Annotated in this window: 11 protein-coding genes; 8 read left to right on the forward strand and 3 right to left on the reverse strand. The window is 68.3% G+C overall.

From position 1 onward, the window contains the following. The first annotated feature begins 14 nt into the window (after positions 1-14). From EEB19_RS07135 to EEB19_RS07150, 4 genes are all read left to right on the forward strand, one after another. Positions 15-2,336: an MMPL family transporter gene (locus EEB19_RS07135; protein WP_187584593.1), complete on the forward strand. Its 2,322-nt coding sequence runs from the start codon at positions 15-17 to the stop codon at positions 2,334-2,336. Beyond that, the gene (locus EEB19_RS07140) at positions 2,299-2,976 is read left to right on the forward strand and encodes a TetR/AcrR family transcriptional regulator (protein ID WP_187584595.1); all 678 of its coding nucleotides are present in this window, start codon (positions 2,299-2,301) and stop codon (positions 2,974-2,976) included. Before EEB19_RS07135 ends, EEB19_RS07140 begins: the two co-directional genes overlap by 38 nt. 133 nt (positions 2,977-3,109) lie before the next feature. Further along, complete coding sequence (locus tag EEB19_RS07145; RefSeq protein WP_187584597.1) at positions 3,110-3,982, forward strand: Bax inhibitor-1/YccA family protein; 873 nt, start codon at positions 3,110-3,112, stop codon at positions 3,980-3,982. Positions 3,983-4,288: 306 nt separating this feature from the next. Beyond that, positions 4,289-5,782 (forward strand): MDR family MFS transporter, encoded by a 1,494-nt coding sequence (locus tag EEB19_RS07150; RefSeq protein ID WP_262365502.1) that lies wholly within the window; start codon positions 4,289-4,291, stop codon positions 5,780-5,782. Between the two features lie 106 nt (positions 5,783-5,888). On the opposite strand, the gene EEB19_RS07155 is transcribed toward EEB19_RS07150, so the two are convergent. Continuing rightward, positions 5,889-7,112, reverse strand: coding sequence for an acetyl-CoA C-acetyltransferase (locus EEB19_RS07155; protein ID WP_187584599.1), 1,224 nt, complete (start codon positions 7,110-7,112; stop codon positions 5,889-5,891). Positions 7,113-7,122: 10 nt separating this feature from the next. After that, on the reverse strand, positions 7,123-8,061 hold the full coding sequence (locus tag EEB19_RS07160) for an SGNH/GDSL hydrolase family protein (protein WP_187584601.1): 939 nt from the start codon (positions 8,059-8,061) through the stop codon (positions 7,123-7,125). Between the two features lie 99 nt (positions 8,062-8,160). On the opposite strand from EEB19_RS07160, the gene EEB19_RS07165 reads away from it, so the two are divergent. Genes EEB19_RS07165 through ilvA form a run of 3 tightly spaced genes read left to right on the forward strand, consistent with a single transcriptional unit; the run spans position 8,161 to position 11,948 of the window. Next, positions 8,161-9,555, forward strand: coding sequence for a cystathionine beta-synthase (locus EEB19_RS07165; RefSeq protein WP_187584603.1), 1,395 nt, complete (start codon positions 8,161-8,163; stop codon positions 9,553-9,555). Positions 9,556-9,562: 7 nt separating this feature from the next. Next, the gene (locus EEB19_RS07170; protein WP_187584605.1) at positions 9,563-10,735 is read left to right on the forward strand and encodes a cystathionine gamma-synthase; all 1,173 of its coding nucleotides are present in this window, start codon (positions 9,563-9,565) and stop codon (positions 10,733-10,735) included. 13 nt (positions 10,736-10,748) lie between these two features. Continuing rightward, the gene (ilvA, locus tag EEB19_RS07175; RefSeq protein WP_187584607.1) at positions 10,749-11,948 is read left to right on the forward strand and encodes a threonine ammonia-lyase; all 1,200 of its coding nucleotides are present in this window, start codon (positions 10,749-10,751) and stop codon (positions 11,946-11,948) included. Here the strand turns inward: ilvA and EEB19_RS07180 are convergent, their stop codons facing one another. After that, positions 11,949-12,467, reverse strand: a complete 519-nt coding sequence (locus EEB19_RS07180) for an SRPBCC family protein (protein ID WP_187584609.1) — start codon at positions 12,465-12,467, stop codon at positions 11,949-11,951. Positions 12,468-12,505: 38 nt separating this feature from the next. Between EEB19_RS07180 and EEB19_RS07185 the strand changes: the two genes are divergently transcribed. Next, positions 12,506-15,835 (forward strand): BTAD domain-containing putative transcriptional regulator, encoded by a 3,330-nt coding sequence (locus EEB19_RS07185; protein ID WP_187584611.1) that lies wholly within the window; start codon positions 12,506-12,508, stop codon positions 15,833-15,835. Positions 15,836-15,843: the final 8 nt, after the last annotated feature.

Consider the following 15,843-nt stretch of genomic DNA (forward strand, 5'->3'; position numbering starts at 1 on the left):
CGGTGGGAGTGTGTATGTTGGCCAGATCGACCGACCTGATCCTTCGTGCACCTCGTGTCGTCCTGGGGATCGCAGTCCTGGTGCTCGCGTTCGCGGGCCTCTACGGCGCCACTGCGGCCCAGCATCTGCTCGCCGGCGGGTACAGCGATCCGCAGTCCGCCTCCTCCCGCGCCGATCAGGTCCTGGAGGACACCTTCGACCGCGGCGGTCTGCAGGTGGTGCTCAAGCTCGACGGCCCGGCCGGCATGAACATGGCCACCGATCCGGCCGCACGCGCCGTCGGGGCCGAGATCGTCGATGAACTCGAGACCATCGACCATGTCCAGCGGCCGATCCTCTCCGTCTGGGAGAGCCCGGGTCTGGCGCCGGCGCTCGTCAGCGAGGACGGGAACTCGGCCCTCGTGGTCGCCACACTCTCGGGCGGCGAGGAGGACGGCCCGGCCCACGCCCAGGAGATCGAGGAGCGCTTCACCGGTGAGCGCGACGGCATCTCCGTCCGTGTCGGCGGGCAGGGGCTGGTGTTCAGCCAGGTCAACGAGCAGACGACGAAGGATCTCGCGGTCGCCGAGGCCATCGCGATCCCGATCAGCTTCCTGGTGCTCATCGTCGTGTTCGGAGGTCTCGTCGCGGCCGCGCTGCCCGTCGTGATCGGCATCGTGGCGATCGTCGGCACCTTCGCGCTGCTGCGTCTGATCGCCGAGTTCGCCGACGTCTCGATCTTCGCGCTGAACCTCACCACCGCGATGGGCCTCGCACTGGCCATCGACTACACGCTGCTGATCGTGACCCGTTACCGCGAGGAGGTCGACAGGGGCGCGGAGAGGCCGGCCGCGATCCGGACGACGATGGCCACGGCCGGCCGGACAGTGGCGTTCTCGGCAGTGACCGTCGCCCTGTCGCTCGCGGCCCTGGCGATCTTCCCGATGTACTTCCTGCGCTCGTTCGCCTACGCCGGGATCGGGGTGGTCGTGGTCGCATCGATGGCCGCCCTGATCCTCACGCCCGCACTGCTGATGGTGCTCGGCCGACGCGTGGATGCTCTCGACGTCCGACGACCGGTCCGTCGATTGCTGCGCAGGCCCGCGCCATCACCGCGGCCCATCGAGGAGACGCGCTGGTACCGGTTGGTGCAGTTCGTCCTCCGTCATGCAGTGCCGGTGGCCCTCGTGGTGACCGCGCTCCTGCTCGTGCTCGGGGCGCCCTTCCTCGGGATCCGCTTCGGGTTCCCCGACGACCGGGTCCTGCCGCCGTCGGCGTCGTCCCACGCGATCCAGCAGGAGATCCGCGACGACTTCGCGCAGAACCTGTCGTCGTCGGTCACCGTGGTGGCCTCCGGCGTTCCCGACCAGCGCGCCCTCGCCGACTACACGGCGGCGCTGTCGCGGGTCGAGCGGGTGGACTCGGCGTCGTCGTCGGCCGGCACCTTTGTCGACGGCCGTCAGGTCGGCGCCGGGTCTCCCGACGACACGCGCGGCAACCAGTCGATCGTCTCGGTCGCGACCCACCTGGAGCCGATGCGGGATGAGGGGTCGGCCCAACTCGACGAGTTGCGCGCGGTCGCGTCGCCACCGGGTGCCGAGGTCCTGTTCACCGGACTCGCGGCGACCAACCAGGACACCGTCGACGCGATCTACGCCCACCTGCCGTGGGTGATGGGGACGATCGCCGTCGCGACCTTCGTGCTGCTGTTCCTGTTCACTGGCAGCGTCGTGCTGCCGGTGAAGGCGCTGGTTCTCAACATCCTGTCGCTGTCGGCGACCTTCGGGGCGATGGTCTGGTTCTTCCAGGACGGACACCTCGGCGGGCTCGGCACGACGGCGACCGGCTACCTCGTCGCGACCATCCCCGTCCTGATGTTCTGCATCGCCTTCGGGTTGTCGATGGACTACGAGGTGTTCCTGCTCGGGCGCATCCGGGAGGAGTGGCTCGCCTCCGACGGCAGCCGCACCGGCAGCGATCACGCAGTCGCGGTCGGATTGGCCCGAACCGGTCGGGTCGTCACGGCCGCCGCTCTGTTGATGAGCATCGTGTTCGCCGGGATCGCCGCCTCCGAGGTGTCGTTCATGCGTATGTTCGGGGTGGGTCTGACCCTCGCAGTGCTGATGGATGCCACGCTCATCCGGATGCTGCTCGTGCCGGCGTTCATGCGCCTGGCCGGCCGCGCGAACTGGTGGGCACCGGGCCCACTGCGGCGTCTGCACGATCGGATCGGGCTCTCCGAATCGGCTCACTCCGAGTCGGCCCAGCCCCCACGCCCTGCGAATCAGGAGAGCAGTGACCAGCGCGACGAATCACAACATGATGAAGCGGACCCGGTCCCCCCGCGGCTCGGGTGAACTCCTGGGCGACGAGATCATCGAGGCGGCAACCGCGCTGTTGCTCGAACACGGCGATGCGGCCGCGGTGTCGATCCGTGCCGTCGCGACGAGCGTGGGCGTCACCCCGCCGTCGATCTATCTGCACTTCGTCGACAAGGAGGCACTCCTCGACGCGGTGTGCGCCCGTTACTTCGAACATCTCGACGGGGCGCTGGCCGAGGCGTCGGTGGGTGTCGACGATCCGCTCGAGCGTGCCCTGCAGCAGGGGCTCGCGTACGTGCGGTTCGCGGTGTCGACACCGGTGCTCTATCGGATCGCCTTCCGGCAATCCGCGCCGGCCGGGCCGTCGAAGGTCGACGAGGTGCTCGCCGCCTCGGCCTTCACCCGGGTCTCCGAGACGGTGAGCGAACTCGCCGGCGAGGGCTTCTTCCCGGAGACGGACGTGGCCGAGGTGATGCTGGAGTTCTGGGCGGCGGCACATGGGGTGGCCTCACTGATGCTGGCCAAACCGGGATTGCCCTGGGGAGACGATCTCGCGCTGGCCGAGTCGCTGATGCGATCGGTGTGTCTGGGCCGCGCGGCACGGGGTGTCCTGGGCGCCGCGGATCGCCCGCGCGATGTGCGCGCCTGGCTGGACCGGCAGAGGTCGGCGGACTGACACGATCGCCGACACCGGGTTCTCGCACGACATGAAAGTCAAGAGAAGGTAAAGTCGGAACTCGACGGTGTCCGTATCCGTTGTCAACCCAGAGCAACTGTCACCGCAGACACGACGACGAAGGAGCACATTCGTGCGAGAGAGCAGCAATCCGGTTATGCGCGGTGTCGTCCGCGATAACCAGACCGGCTACGCCGGTTTCGGCGCCGGAGCGGCCGCCGCCGGTCAGGGTGCCATGTGGGGTCAGCAGGGGCAGCAGACCGATCCGTACACCCAGGCCCCACCGGTCAGCCGTCAGCTGACCATCGACGACGTCGTCACCAAGACCGCCATCACCCTGGGCGTGCTGACGATCTCGGCCATCGCCACGTATTTCGCGATCAGCAGCCGCGCCACGGAATCCGCTCAGGCGAGCCTGGCGATGCCGCTGATGCTGGTCGGCGCGCTCGGTGGTCTGGCCCTGGTCCTTGTCGCCTCGTTCGGACGCAAGCAGGACAACCCGGCCATCGTCCTGGCCTACGCGTTGTTCGAAGGTCTCTTCGTCGGTTCCATCTCGTTCGTCTTCGCGAACATGGTGGTCGCCGGAGACACCTCGGCGGGAGCACTGATCGGACAGGCCGTGCTGGGCACCTTCGGTGTCTTCTTCGGCATGCTCCTGGTCTACAAGGTCGGCGCGATCCGCGTCACGCCGCGATTCACCCGCATGCTGTTCGCCGGCATGATCGGCGTCATCGTGCTGATGCTCGGCAACTTGGTGATCGGACTGTTCAACGGAGGTGAGGGCTTCGGTCTCCGCAACGGCGGTCCGCTGGCGATCATCTTCTCGCTCGTCTGCATCGCCCTGGCCGCGTTCAGCTTCCTGCTCGACTTCGACGCCGCCGACCGGCTGATCCGTGCCGGTGCACCGGAGCGGGCCGCCTGGGGCGTCGCCCTCGGCCTGACGGTCACCCTGGTCTGGCTCTACGTCGAGATCCTGCGACTGCTGAGCTACTTCAACTCCGACTAGTCGACTGCGACCAGCCGACCCGACTCGAGAAACCCCGCGCCGCATCGTCGGCGCGGGGTTTTCCGTTGCTCGGGGCCGGCGTCGGCCGGGCCGATCGATTGCCGGGCCGATAGTTTGGCGGGCCGATCTAGTGCCGGTAAACCACTCGCGCGATGTCGGCGGGGATTGATAGCGTTCCGATTCATGTGGTGAGCGCACTGATGCAGGCGATGAGTTCTCACGCCTGTCCCGGTCAATCCATCCGACGCCGTCGACCGAGGCGGCCGTGGCCAACTCCTGGCCACCTCGTACTCCGAAGGACTTCCCGTGCCCGCTGCCCACTCCTCACCCGAGACCGCCGGCGACACCATCTCGCGGCAGAACCTCCTGCTGATCGGCGTGCTCCTCGTCGCGTCGTTCGTGGTCATCCTCAACGAGACCGTCATGAGCATCGCGATCCCGGTGCTGCAACGCGATCTCGACGTTCCGCCCAGCGTCGGCCAGTGGCTGACCACCGCCTTCATGCTGACGATGGCCGTGGTGATCCCGCTGACCGGCTTTCTCATCCAGAGTGCGGGTACCCGCACCCTGTTCGTCGTCGCGATGTCGGCGTTCACGGCCGGAACCGTGATCGCCTTCTTCGCACCGGGATTCGAGGTGTTGCTGATCGCGCGGGTCATCCAGGCGATCGGCACCGCGATCATGCTGCCGTTGCTCATGACGACGGTGATGACAGTGGTCCCCGAGCACCGCCGTGGTGTCATGATGGGCAACATCTCCGTCGTCATCGCCGTGGCTCCCGCGCTGGGACCCACCGTGTCGGGGTTCATCCTCGATCACTTCGGCTGGCGGTGGATCTTCGGCTTCGTCGCCCCGATCGCGGTCGCCGCACTGATCCTCGGCGCAGTCCTCGTCCGGCCCGTCGGGGAGCGGGTGTCGACACCCATCGACTATCTGTCGGTCCCGTTGGCCGTGCTCGGGTTCGGCGGACTCGTCTACGGCCTGGCCGGCATCGGCGAGTCGGCCGAGTCGGATTCCTCGGTGCCGGTGTGGGTTCCGTTCGTGGTCGGCGTCCTCGCGCTGTCCGCGTTCATCGTGCGCCAGCTCGTGCTGCAGCGCAGCGATCGGGCCCTTCTCGATCTCCGCGTGTTCCGGTCCCGACAGTTCTCGCTGTCGATGGGTGCCATGGTCGTGGCCATGGCCACCATGCTCGGCACCTTCATCGTCGTGCCGTACTTCGCGCAGACGGTCCTCGGGCTCGATCCGCTCACGACCGGCCTGCTCACCCTGCCGGGCGGTTTGATCATGGGGCTCGCAGGACCGATCGTCGGACGGATCTACGACACCCACGGGCCGCGGGTGTTGGCGATCCCGGGCACGATCATCGTCAGCATCGGTGTGTGGATGCTGGTGTTCGTCAGCCCGTCGACCTCGCTCTGGTGGCTGCTCGGCGCGAATGCACTTCTCTGCCTTGGACTCTCGGCGACCTTCACGCCGCTGATGACCTTGGGACTGGGGTCCGTCGAGCCGCGACTGTATTCACACGGGTCCGCTGTGCTGGGCACCTTCCAGCAGGTGGCAGGCGCCGCGGGGACGGCGCTGTTCATCACCGTCATGACCGTCGTGTCCACCGCCGACCGCGAGGTCGGTGTGGCGGAGGCCGAGGCGATCAGCCACGGCGTGCAGCGGGTCTTCACCGTCGCCGGTGTGCTCAGCTTCGTCCTGATCGCCGTCGTTCTGTTCATTCGCACACCCGACGACCCGGCGGCACGGCACACCGAGTCGTCCGATGAGCGCTCGGAGCTGCCCGAGCCGGTCTGAGCCTTCCGGCTGCCAACCACATGGGGAGCTGCCGTTCACGGGGGAGATCTCCCAGGTGAACGACAGCTTCCCCATGTGGATGCAGAGCGGGCTGTGCCCGCCACGGTCAGCTGAGGCGCTCGAGCACCATCGCCATGCCCTGGCCGCCACCGACGCACATCGACTCGATGCCGAAGGTCTTGTCGTGGGTCTGCAGGTTGTTGAGCAGCGTGGTGGTGATGCGCGCACCCGTCATGCCGAACGGATGGCCGAGCGCGATGGCCCCGCCGGAGACGTTGAGCTTGTCGTGGTCGATGCCGAGTTCGGCGGCCGAGCCGAGCACCTGCACGGCGAACGCCTCGTTGATCTCGACGAGGTCGATGTCCGAGATGGACATGCCCGAGATCCGGAGCACCTTGCGGATCGCCTCGATCGGGCCGAGACCCATGATCTCCGGCGACAGACCGGTGGCGGCGGTGGCCACGACACGCGCCAGCGGCGTCAGGCCCAGTTCCTTGGCCTTGGTGTCGCTCATGATGACGAGAGCTGCTGCGCCGTCGTTGAGCGGGCAGGCGTTGCCCGCGGTGATCGTCCCGTCCGGCCGGAACACCGGCTTGAGCTGGCTGACCTTCTCATAGGTGGTGCCGGCGCGCGGTCCGTCGTCGGTGGTGACGCTGGTGCCGTCGGGGAGGATGACCGGGTCGATCTCGCGCTCGAAGAACCCGGCCTTGATCGCATCCTCGGCACGGTTCTGACTGAGCACACCCCACCGGTCCTGATCCTCGCGGGAGATACCGGTGAAGCTGGCGACGTTCTCCGCGGTCTGACCCATGGCGATGTAGACGTCGGGGATCAGGCCGTCCTGGCGCGGATCGTGCCACGCCGGTGCGCCGCCCTCGGCGGACTTCTCGGTGCGGGTCATGGCTTCGTCGAAGACCGGGTTCTTGGAGTCGGGCGCACCGTCGGCGCCGCCGGAGATCCCGAAGCTCGAGACGCTCTCGACGCCACCCGAGATGAGGACGTCGGCCTCGCCCGCCTTGATCGCATGCAGGGCCATGCGGGTCGTCTGCAGGGACGACGAGCAGTAGCGGTTGACCGTCACGCCCGGCACGTGATCGAGGCCGAGTTCGACGGCGATGACGCGGCCGATGTTGTAGCCGCCCTGACCACCGGGCTGGCCGATGCCCCAGTGGATGTCCTCGATGTCGGCGGTGTCGAGTGCCGGCACCTTGGCCAGTGCGGCGGCGACCATCTGACGGGAGAGCTCGTCCGGGCGGACGTCTTTGAGGGATCCCTTGCCGGCACGGCCGATCGGGGAGCGGGCATGGGCGACGATGACTGCTTCAGGCATGGCAGTCAGATTACTCCCTAGCACTTGCTTGGTCCGTCTGGCGTCCGATGAGTCTCCGTGCCCGGCTGATCAGGCGATTCTGCTCGACCGCCTCGGACACCTCGGGCGGCTTCGGCAGCGGGGCGCTACCCCATTCGCCGATGGCCGAGAGCACCTCGGGGAGCAGGATGTCGGCGGCGAGCGCGTATCCGGCGGCCGACGGGTGGTACTGATCCGGCGAGAACATGTGGTCCGGCCTCGCGAGGAACTCCTTGGCGAGGAGGTCGGCCATCGGCACCGCGCGACCGCCCGCTGCGCGGACGGCTCCCCGCTGTGCCGATGCCAACTGGAGGCCCCACCGCCGCAACACCGACCGCAGCGGCTGCGGGATCGCGGTGATCACCCCGAAATCGGGGCACGTGCCGACGACGACTGCGGCACCGCTGCGGACGAGGAGGTCCACGGCCTCGCCGAGACGCTTTGCCGACGACCGGATGCCGTTCGACGCGGTCACGTCGTTCGCGCCGATCAGGATGACCGCGACGTCGGGGTGCTCGCGGGTGATGAGCATCGCGTCGATCTGCGCGGCCAGGCCCTTCGACGTGGCGCCGACGATCGCCTTGTTCGCGTAGCGGATGGTCTTGCCGGTCTCGGCGGCAACCCGCCGGACGACCTGCACACCGGGTGTCTGATCGGCGGTGTCGGCGCCCAAGCCCGCAGCCGTCGAGTCGCCGAAGACGACCAGATAGAGGTCGACGGCGCTGTCCCTGGTGTACCGATGTGGCCCGGTCCCGTCGGGCAGGTACACGCCGTCGCCGTTCGGGGCGTCGTCGGTGCGATGCGGGATCACGGTCCGCGCTTCGGCGGCCTGGTTGTTCAGGTAGTTGTATGCGGCCCACGAGGCGCCGGCGCTCGCCGCGGTGGCGGCCACCGTCGCGCCGACGTCGCGGAGGAGACGAGTGCTGTCCATGGCGTGCCGACTAACCGAAACCTGGCGACCTGAACTCGGACACGGCTGCCAGCTTAGTCCGGCTTCCCGCCGATTCCGCGCCTCTGGGACGATGGACACATGCGCATCGCTGATCATGTCGTGGACCTGGTGGGCAACACCCCGCTGGTCAAGCTCAACTCGGTGACCACACCCGGCGCGGGACTGGTCGCGGCCAAGATCGAATACCTGAACCCCGGCGGCAGCAGCAAGGATCGCATCGCCGTGCGCATGGTCGATGCGGCCGAGGAGTCCGGCGCGCTCAAGCCCGGGGGGACCATCGTCGAACCCACCTCGGGCAATACCGGTGTGGGACTCGCGCTGGTCGCCCAGCAGCGCGGTTACCACTGCGTCTTCGTGTGCCCCGACAAGGTCGGCGAGGACAAGCGCAACGTGTTGCGTGCCTACGGCGCCGAGGTCGTGGTCTGCCCGACGGCAGTACCGCCGGATCATCCCGACAGCTACTACAGCGTCTCCGATCGCCTCGTGCAGGAGATCGACGGCGCGTGGAAGCCCGATCAGTACTCCAACCCGGCAGGCCCGCAGAGCCATTACGAGACCACCGGCCCGGAGATCTGGGCCGACACCGACGGCACCGTGACACATTTCGTGGCCGGCGTCGGGACCGGCGGGACCATCACCGGTACGGGTCGCTATCTCAAAGAGGTCTCCGACGGCAAGGTCAAGGTCGTCGGCGTGGACCCGGAGGGTTCGGTCTACTCCGGCGGCACCGGCCGTCCCTATCTCGTCGAGGGCGTCGGCGAGGACTTCTGGCCCAGCGCCTACGACCCGGCCATCCCGGACGAGATCATCGCCGTCTCCGACGCCGACTCGTTCGACATGACCCGTCGTCTGGCCCGGGAGGAGGGGCTTCTGGTCGGTGGATCGTGCGGCATGGCCGTCGTCGCCGCCCTCCAGGTCGCCGAGCGCGAGGGCCCGGATGCGGTCGTGGTCGTCCTGCTGCCCGACGGCGGACGCGGCTACCTCGGCAAGATCTTCAACGACAAGTGGATGAGCAGTTACGGCTTCCTGCGTACCCCGCTCGACGGCAAGGCGAAGGAGCCGCTCGTCGGCGACGTGCTGCGCGGCAAGACCGGTGCGCTGCCGGACCTGGTGCACACCCACCCGTCCGAGACACTCCGCGACGCCGTCGAGATCCTCCGCGAGTACGGGGTCTCCCAGATGCCCGTCGTCGGTGCGGAACCACCCGTGATGGCCGGTGAGGTGGCGGGAGCCGTCACCGAGCGCGATCTGCTGAGCGCGGTGTTCGAGGGACGAGCCAATCTTGCCGATCCGGTGTCGGCGCACATGGGGGATCCGTTCCCGCTCATCGGGTCCGGTGAGCCGGTCTCGGCGGCAACCAAGGCGCTGTCGGATTCCGACGCGCTGATGGTGGTCGACGACGGAAAGCCGGTCGGCGTGATCACCCGCCACGACCTGTTGGCGTTCGTCAGCAGCAACCCCATCGTCGGATAGGAGAACCATGAGCGAGCAGCGCAGCGCAGCCGATCAGTCACGCTGGCAGGGATTTTCGACGCAGGCCATCCACGCCGGTTACGAACCCGACCCGCAGACGGGTGCGGTGAACGTCCCGATCTACGCCAGCTCCACCTTCGCCCAGGACGGCGTCGGCGGACTCCGTGATGGATTCGAGTACGCACGCACGGGCAACCCGACGCGCCGGGTCCTCGAGGCGAATCTCGCCGCGCTCGAACGGGGTTCGTACGGACGCGGTTTCGCCTCCGGGATGTCGGCGACCGATGCGCTCCTGCGGGCGACCCTGCGACCCGGTGACCACCTGGTCATCCCCAATGACGCCTACGGCGGAACCTTCCGTCTGATCGACAAGGTCTTCACGCAGTGGGGGATCACCTACTCCGTGGCGCCGGTGTCCGACGTCGACGCGGTACGCGCGGCCATCACCCCGGCGACCAAGCTGGTGTGGATCGAGACCCCGACCAACCCGCTGCTCAACGTCGGGGACATCGAGGCGATCGCCGGTGTCGCGCACGAGGCCGGGGCGAAACTGGTGGTGGACAACACCTTCGCGTCGCCGTATCTGCAGCAGCCGCTGCTGCTCGGTGCCGACGTGGTCCTGCACTCGACCACGAAGTACCTCGGCGGGCACTCGGATGTCGTCGGCGGCGCGCTGGTCACCAACAGTGAGGAGATCGACGAGGCCGTCGCGTTCCTGCAGAACGGTGCGGGCGCCGTCCCCGGCCCCTTCGACGCCTACCTCACCATGCGCGGCATCAAGACGCTCGCGGTGCGCATGGACCGGCACTGCGACAACGCCGAGCAGGTCGTCGATTACCTGTCGTCGCATCCGAAGATCGACTCGGTCCTCTATCCCGGTCTCACGGAGCATCCCGGCCACGACGTGGCGGGTAAGCAGATGCGTCGCTTCGGTGGCATGGTGTCCGTGCGGGTCAAGGGGGGACAGGTTGCGGCACAAGACTTTTGCGCACGAACCGAGGTGTTCACCCTGGCCGAATCGCTGGGCGGCATCGAATCCCTGATCGAACACCCGGGTGCCATGACACATGCGTCGACGGCCGGCTCGTTGCTGGAGGTACCGGCCGATCTGGTCCGGCTGTCCGTGGGGATCGAGGACATCGCCGATCTCCTCGGTGATCTCGAGAACGCGCTCGGCTGAGTACGGCCCCACCATGGTGGTGACCTGGGACGACATCGACGCCGCCGCGGAGTCATTGGCGAAGGTCATGCGCCGGACCCCGATGATCGCGTCGCGCGTGTTGTCGGAGCGTGGTGACTGCGAGGTCTGGCTGAAGTGCGAGAACCTGCAACGCACGGGCTCTTTCAAGCCGCGCGGCGCCTACAACCGGATCTCCCGGCTGTCCGCCGACGAACGTGCTCGCGGTGTCGTGGCGGCTAGTGCCGGCAACCACGCCCAGGGTGTCGCCTGGTCGGCCACCCAGCTCGGGATCTCCTCGCGGGTGTACATGCCGCGTGGTGCGGCGCTCCCGAAGATCGCGGCGACGAAAGCCTATGGGGCCGAGGTGATCCTCGACGGCTCGACGGTCGACGAGGCCCTGGTCGCGGCCCAGGCGTTCGCCGACGAGACCGGCGCGGTGCTGATCCACCCGTTCGACCACCCCGACATCGTGGCCGGACAGGCGACCGTGGGCGCCGAGATCCTCGAGCAGATGCCGGATGTCGATGCCATCGTCGTACCCCTCGGGGGAGGCGGGCTGCTGGCCGGGATCGCCGCCGCCGTCAAGCAACGTCGACCCGAGGTCACCATCGTCGGGGTACAGGCCGCGCAGGCGGCGGCCTGGCCGCAATCGCTGGCCGACGGACATCCGGTCGCACTGACGGCGATGAACACGATGGCCGACGGCATCGCGGTCGCCCGGCCCGGAGACGTGCCGTTCGCGCACATCTCCGAGCTGGTCGACTCGATCGTCACGGTCAGCGAAGAGGCTCTCAGCACCGCCCTGCTGCTGATGCTCGAGCGCGCGAAACTCGTCGTCGAACCTGCGGGTGCGGCCGCCGTCGCAGCACTGACCACGGGCACTCTCGAGCTGTCCGGGAAGGTGTGCGTCGTCGTGTCGGGCGGCAACATCGATCCATTGCTGCTCAGCCATGTGACCACTCACGGACTCACCGCCGCGGGACGCTTCCTGACGGTGACGGCGACAGTCTCCGACCGGCCCGGCGGGCTGATCGCGCTGCTGGAGCTGCTGCGCGATCGCGGTGCCAGCGTCGTCGATGTCGTGCACTCCCGTGTCGCCGACGACCTCTATCTCGACGAGGTCCAGGTGACGGTCAGTGTCGAGACGCGCGGCCCCGAACACCAGCGCGAGGTGCGCCGGGCACTGTCGGATGCGGGCTTCCTCCGCTCCTGATCAGGTCTGCGGTGCCAACGTCGCGAAATGTCGGATCGTGTCGGTCTCGACGGTCTTGAACACCGTCGACGCGGTGGGTCCGGAGAAGGCGTTGACGGCCTTCGCGGAGGTGGCGAGTTCGAGGGCGAAGAGCCAGATGAGCCGACAGCCGACGTCGGCTGGGCGGATCTCGGTCAATTCGCCGAATCTCCGCAATCCGGGTGTCGAGGCGGTCACCGCGTGAAAAGCGTTGCGGTAGTTCCCGGTCGTCTCGTCGGTGTCCCAGACGAAGAAGTGCTCGGACAGCCCGGCAAAGCCCGGTCCGAGTGACGCCTTGCGGGTGGTGCCCACGCCGTACGGCGGCGGTGAGGTGAATTCGATGGATTTGATTGCGCGACACCAGTCGAGCGTGTTCTGCCGGGTGAGCTCGGCCCACGCCCGCCTGGGCGAGACAGGCAGATTCACGTCGATCCGGTAGGTGATCGGGGCGGTGTCGAAGAAGTCGAGGTCGATGTCCTCGAGGGGGTAGCTGCGCGCCATGGATCCATTCAAACACGGGGTGGGGCTAACCTGACGGGGTGTCCGCGCCCGACAATCCCACCGTGATCGGCCTGCTCGGGCCCGTGGCGGTGAGGACGGCCTGTGCTGCACCGGCAGACGGTGGCACCGCCGGGGATCCCTCCGACGGCACGGCAGGCACACCCGAGTGTCTGGTCCCGGTGCCCGGGGTGCGCGCACGCCGACTGCTCGTCTCGCTCGCGCTCGCCGACGGGCGCACGCGCTCCACCGAACGGCTCATCGCCGACGTGTGGGGTGAGGAGCCCCCGCGGTCACCGATGTCGGCGCTGCACACGCAGGTCTCGCGTCTGCGCCCGTTGCTCGGCACCGGTCGGCTCGACGGTGTCGGCAACGGATACCGACTCCTCGGCTGCCGGACCGACCTGGAGATCGTCGCCGCCCTCGTCGAGGCGGGTGACGCCGCATCCCTGTCCTCCGCCGCATCGTGGTGGCGGGGCACACCGGGCGACGACCTGGCCGACGACGGGGTGATCGGTCTCGACGACGATCTGCGTGCGCGTGCCGAGCGTCTGCGCGAAGCCCTCGATCAGCGTCGGGTCGGGGTGGCGCTGGACACCGGCGATTACGCCACCGCGCGGGAGATCGCCGACCGGCGTTGTCGGGCAGACCCGTTGGACGAGTCGGCGCACGTGGACCTCATGCGGGCACTCGCCGGAGAGGGCAGGGTCGCCGAGGCGCTGTCGGTGTTCGCCCGGCTGCGCCGCGCACTGTCCGAACAGCTCGGCGTCGACCCCGGGCCACAGGCGGTGGAACTCAACGGTGAACTGGTGCGCGGCGGGGGCGGTGCGCCGGGCGACCGCGATCGGCAGGCGCGCATCTCCCCACCCGCCACTCGGCGGGCACGCACCGTGGGCCTGGTGGGTGAGACGTCGGATCTGATCGGCCGCGACGACGACATCGCGGCCATCGTCGATCTCTTCGACGACCATCGGCTGGTGACCGTCCAGGGTCCCGGCGGAGTCGGGAAGACGCGCGTCGCGCATCGGGTCGGCGACGCGCTCGCCGAGGTCGGCCGACCCGTCTTCTACGTGCCGTTGGCCCCCATCCGCAACGATGACGACGTCGTCGCCGCGATCGCCGCCTCACTCGGGGTGGGTGAGACCGAGATCGGCAGCGGCGCACGACCGCGTGTCGCAGTCGGCGATCTCGCGGATCGTCTCGTCGATGCCGTGCGCGGACAGCGCGCCGTGATCATCCTCGACAACTGCGAACAGGTCATCGAGCGATGTGCCCGGGTGGTGGCCGACCTCCTGGCGGCCGAGCCCGCGCTGTGCATCCTCACGACCAGCCGTTCTCCGTTGTTGCTCGCCGCCGAACGGATCTTCCTGTTGCCGGTGCTCGACGTCGGGGTGCGTGGCTCAGCGGTCGAGTTGTTCGAGCGCCGGGCACGCGCGATCCGTCCGGATGCCCGTCTGCCACGAGTCGAGGTCGCCGAACTGTGCCGACATCTCGACGGTCTGCCACTCGCGATCGAACTCGCCGCCGCTCGCATCCGGACGATGACGGTCGCCGAGATCTCACGACGGCTGGCCGAGCGGTTCGCGTTGCTGCGCGGCACCGACCGCACCGCACCCGATCGGCACCGCACCCTGTACGCGGTCATCGAGTGGAGTTGGGATCTGCTCGATGGCGATGCGCAGTCGGCGATGCGCCGATTGTGCCGCTTCCCGGCGGGATTCACGATCGACGCGGCGGCGGTCGTCGTGGAGCACAGCGGATTCCGCCTCGACGACATCCTCGAGGCGCTGGTGAACCAGTCGCTGCTCACGGTGACCGAGGCCGACGGCCGCACCCGTTACCGGATGCTGGAGATGGTCCGGGAGTTCGGTGAGGAGATGCTGACCCGACCCGGCGGTCCGGACGAGCCCGACCACGTCGATCGTGCGATGGCGCGCTGGGCACGGGCATTCGCAGCGACAGCCGAAGAGCGATACGACCTCGCGGTCGACGACCGGTTGTTCGACTGGATCGCTGCCGACGTCGACAACCTCGTGTGGGTGTTGCGTCGGAGCGCCGAACGCGCTGTCCGCGGCGACGACCCGGAATCGGTCGACACCGTGGTGTCCGTCTTCCCGGTGCTCAGCGGATTCTGGATGGTGCGCGGGTTGCACGGTGAGGTGATGTCCTGGGGCGCCCGGATCATCGCCGTGTTGCCTTCCCCGAGTATCGATCTCGACGATGCGATGAGACGCCGGTGGCAGTTCACCGTCCTGGCGTCGATGGCGCACCTGCTGTTACGGCGCGAGTACCGGTGGGTGGCGACGGGACGCTACTACCTGCGTCGACTCCATCGGCCGGAACGGACGTACGACGAACCGACCGAACTGTTGTCGGCGTGCGCGCTGTGCCGATCCCCGGTCGGCGCCATGCGCTATGTGTCCCGGGCCACCCGGGTCCCGAACGAGGATGTCCGAACCGCCGCGTTGTCCATCCGGATGAATGCTCGTGAGAACTACGGGAATCTCGATCAGGCACTGGCCGACGGCCTCGCGCTGCTCGGGATCGGCCGCGAACACCGCAACTCGTGGATGTCGGGCATGACCCAGGTGACGATCGGGAGCCTGTACGGGCAACGGGCGATGTGGGGTCCAGCGATCGGCTACTACCGCGGGGGGATCGCCGATCTGGCGCGACTCGGCGCGCGGGACGAGGAACAGCAGATCCGCTGCTATCTGGTTGCGACGCTCGTCGCGCTGGGTCGGCTCGACGATGCCGAACGCGAACTCGATGTCGCCGCGGAGGGCTGGCGGCCGGAGGATCCCAATCCGCAGGGCAACCCGGAGGTCATCGGCGCGATGATGCTCGGCCGTGCCGAGCTCGAGCATGCTCGCGGCAACACCGAGGCGGCCGGCGAGATCTACTGGCGGGCCGCGGACCTGATCAAACACAATCATCCCCTGGGAGCCCAGGACCCGGGCATGGTCATGTTGATCAGTGTGTCGGTCATCGGCATCGTCCGGGCCGGCAACGTCGGCGCCGCAGAAGAATTCCTGGCTCTGCTCGCCGACGGGATCGGCCAGACGTTCGGCACGCTCGGATGGCAGGATCAGCCGCAGGCAGGAGCGATGGCGATGGCTGCCGGTTACCTGATGTGCGCCGGCGACCGACCCGATGCCGACGGACCGTGGCTGCTCGCGCTGTCGACGAGATTGGGTGCGCGACAAGATTATCCGTCGCTCCACGAAGTCTACTCGTCGATGGCAACCATCTCCGGCCTCTCCGGGCGGGACTGGGAGGGGTTGCTGGGCCGGGCCCGAACGCTGACACGGCGCCAGGCGGTGGACGAGGTCCGAATCCGCCTGGCGCCGTGGGGGAGCACAAAAGTGTAGTGCGTCGC

It is taken from the genome of Gordonia sp. OPL2 (assembly GCF_003797825.1).
GTDB lineage: Bacteria > Actinomycetota > Actinomycetes > Mycobacteriales > Mycobacteriaceae > Gordonia.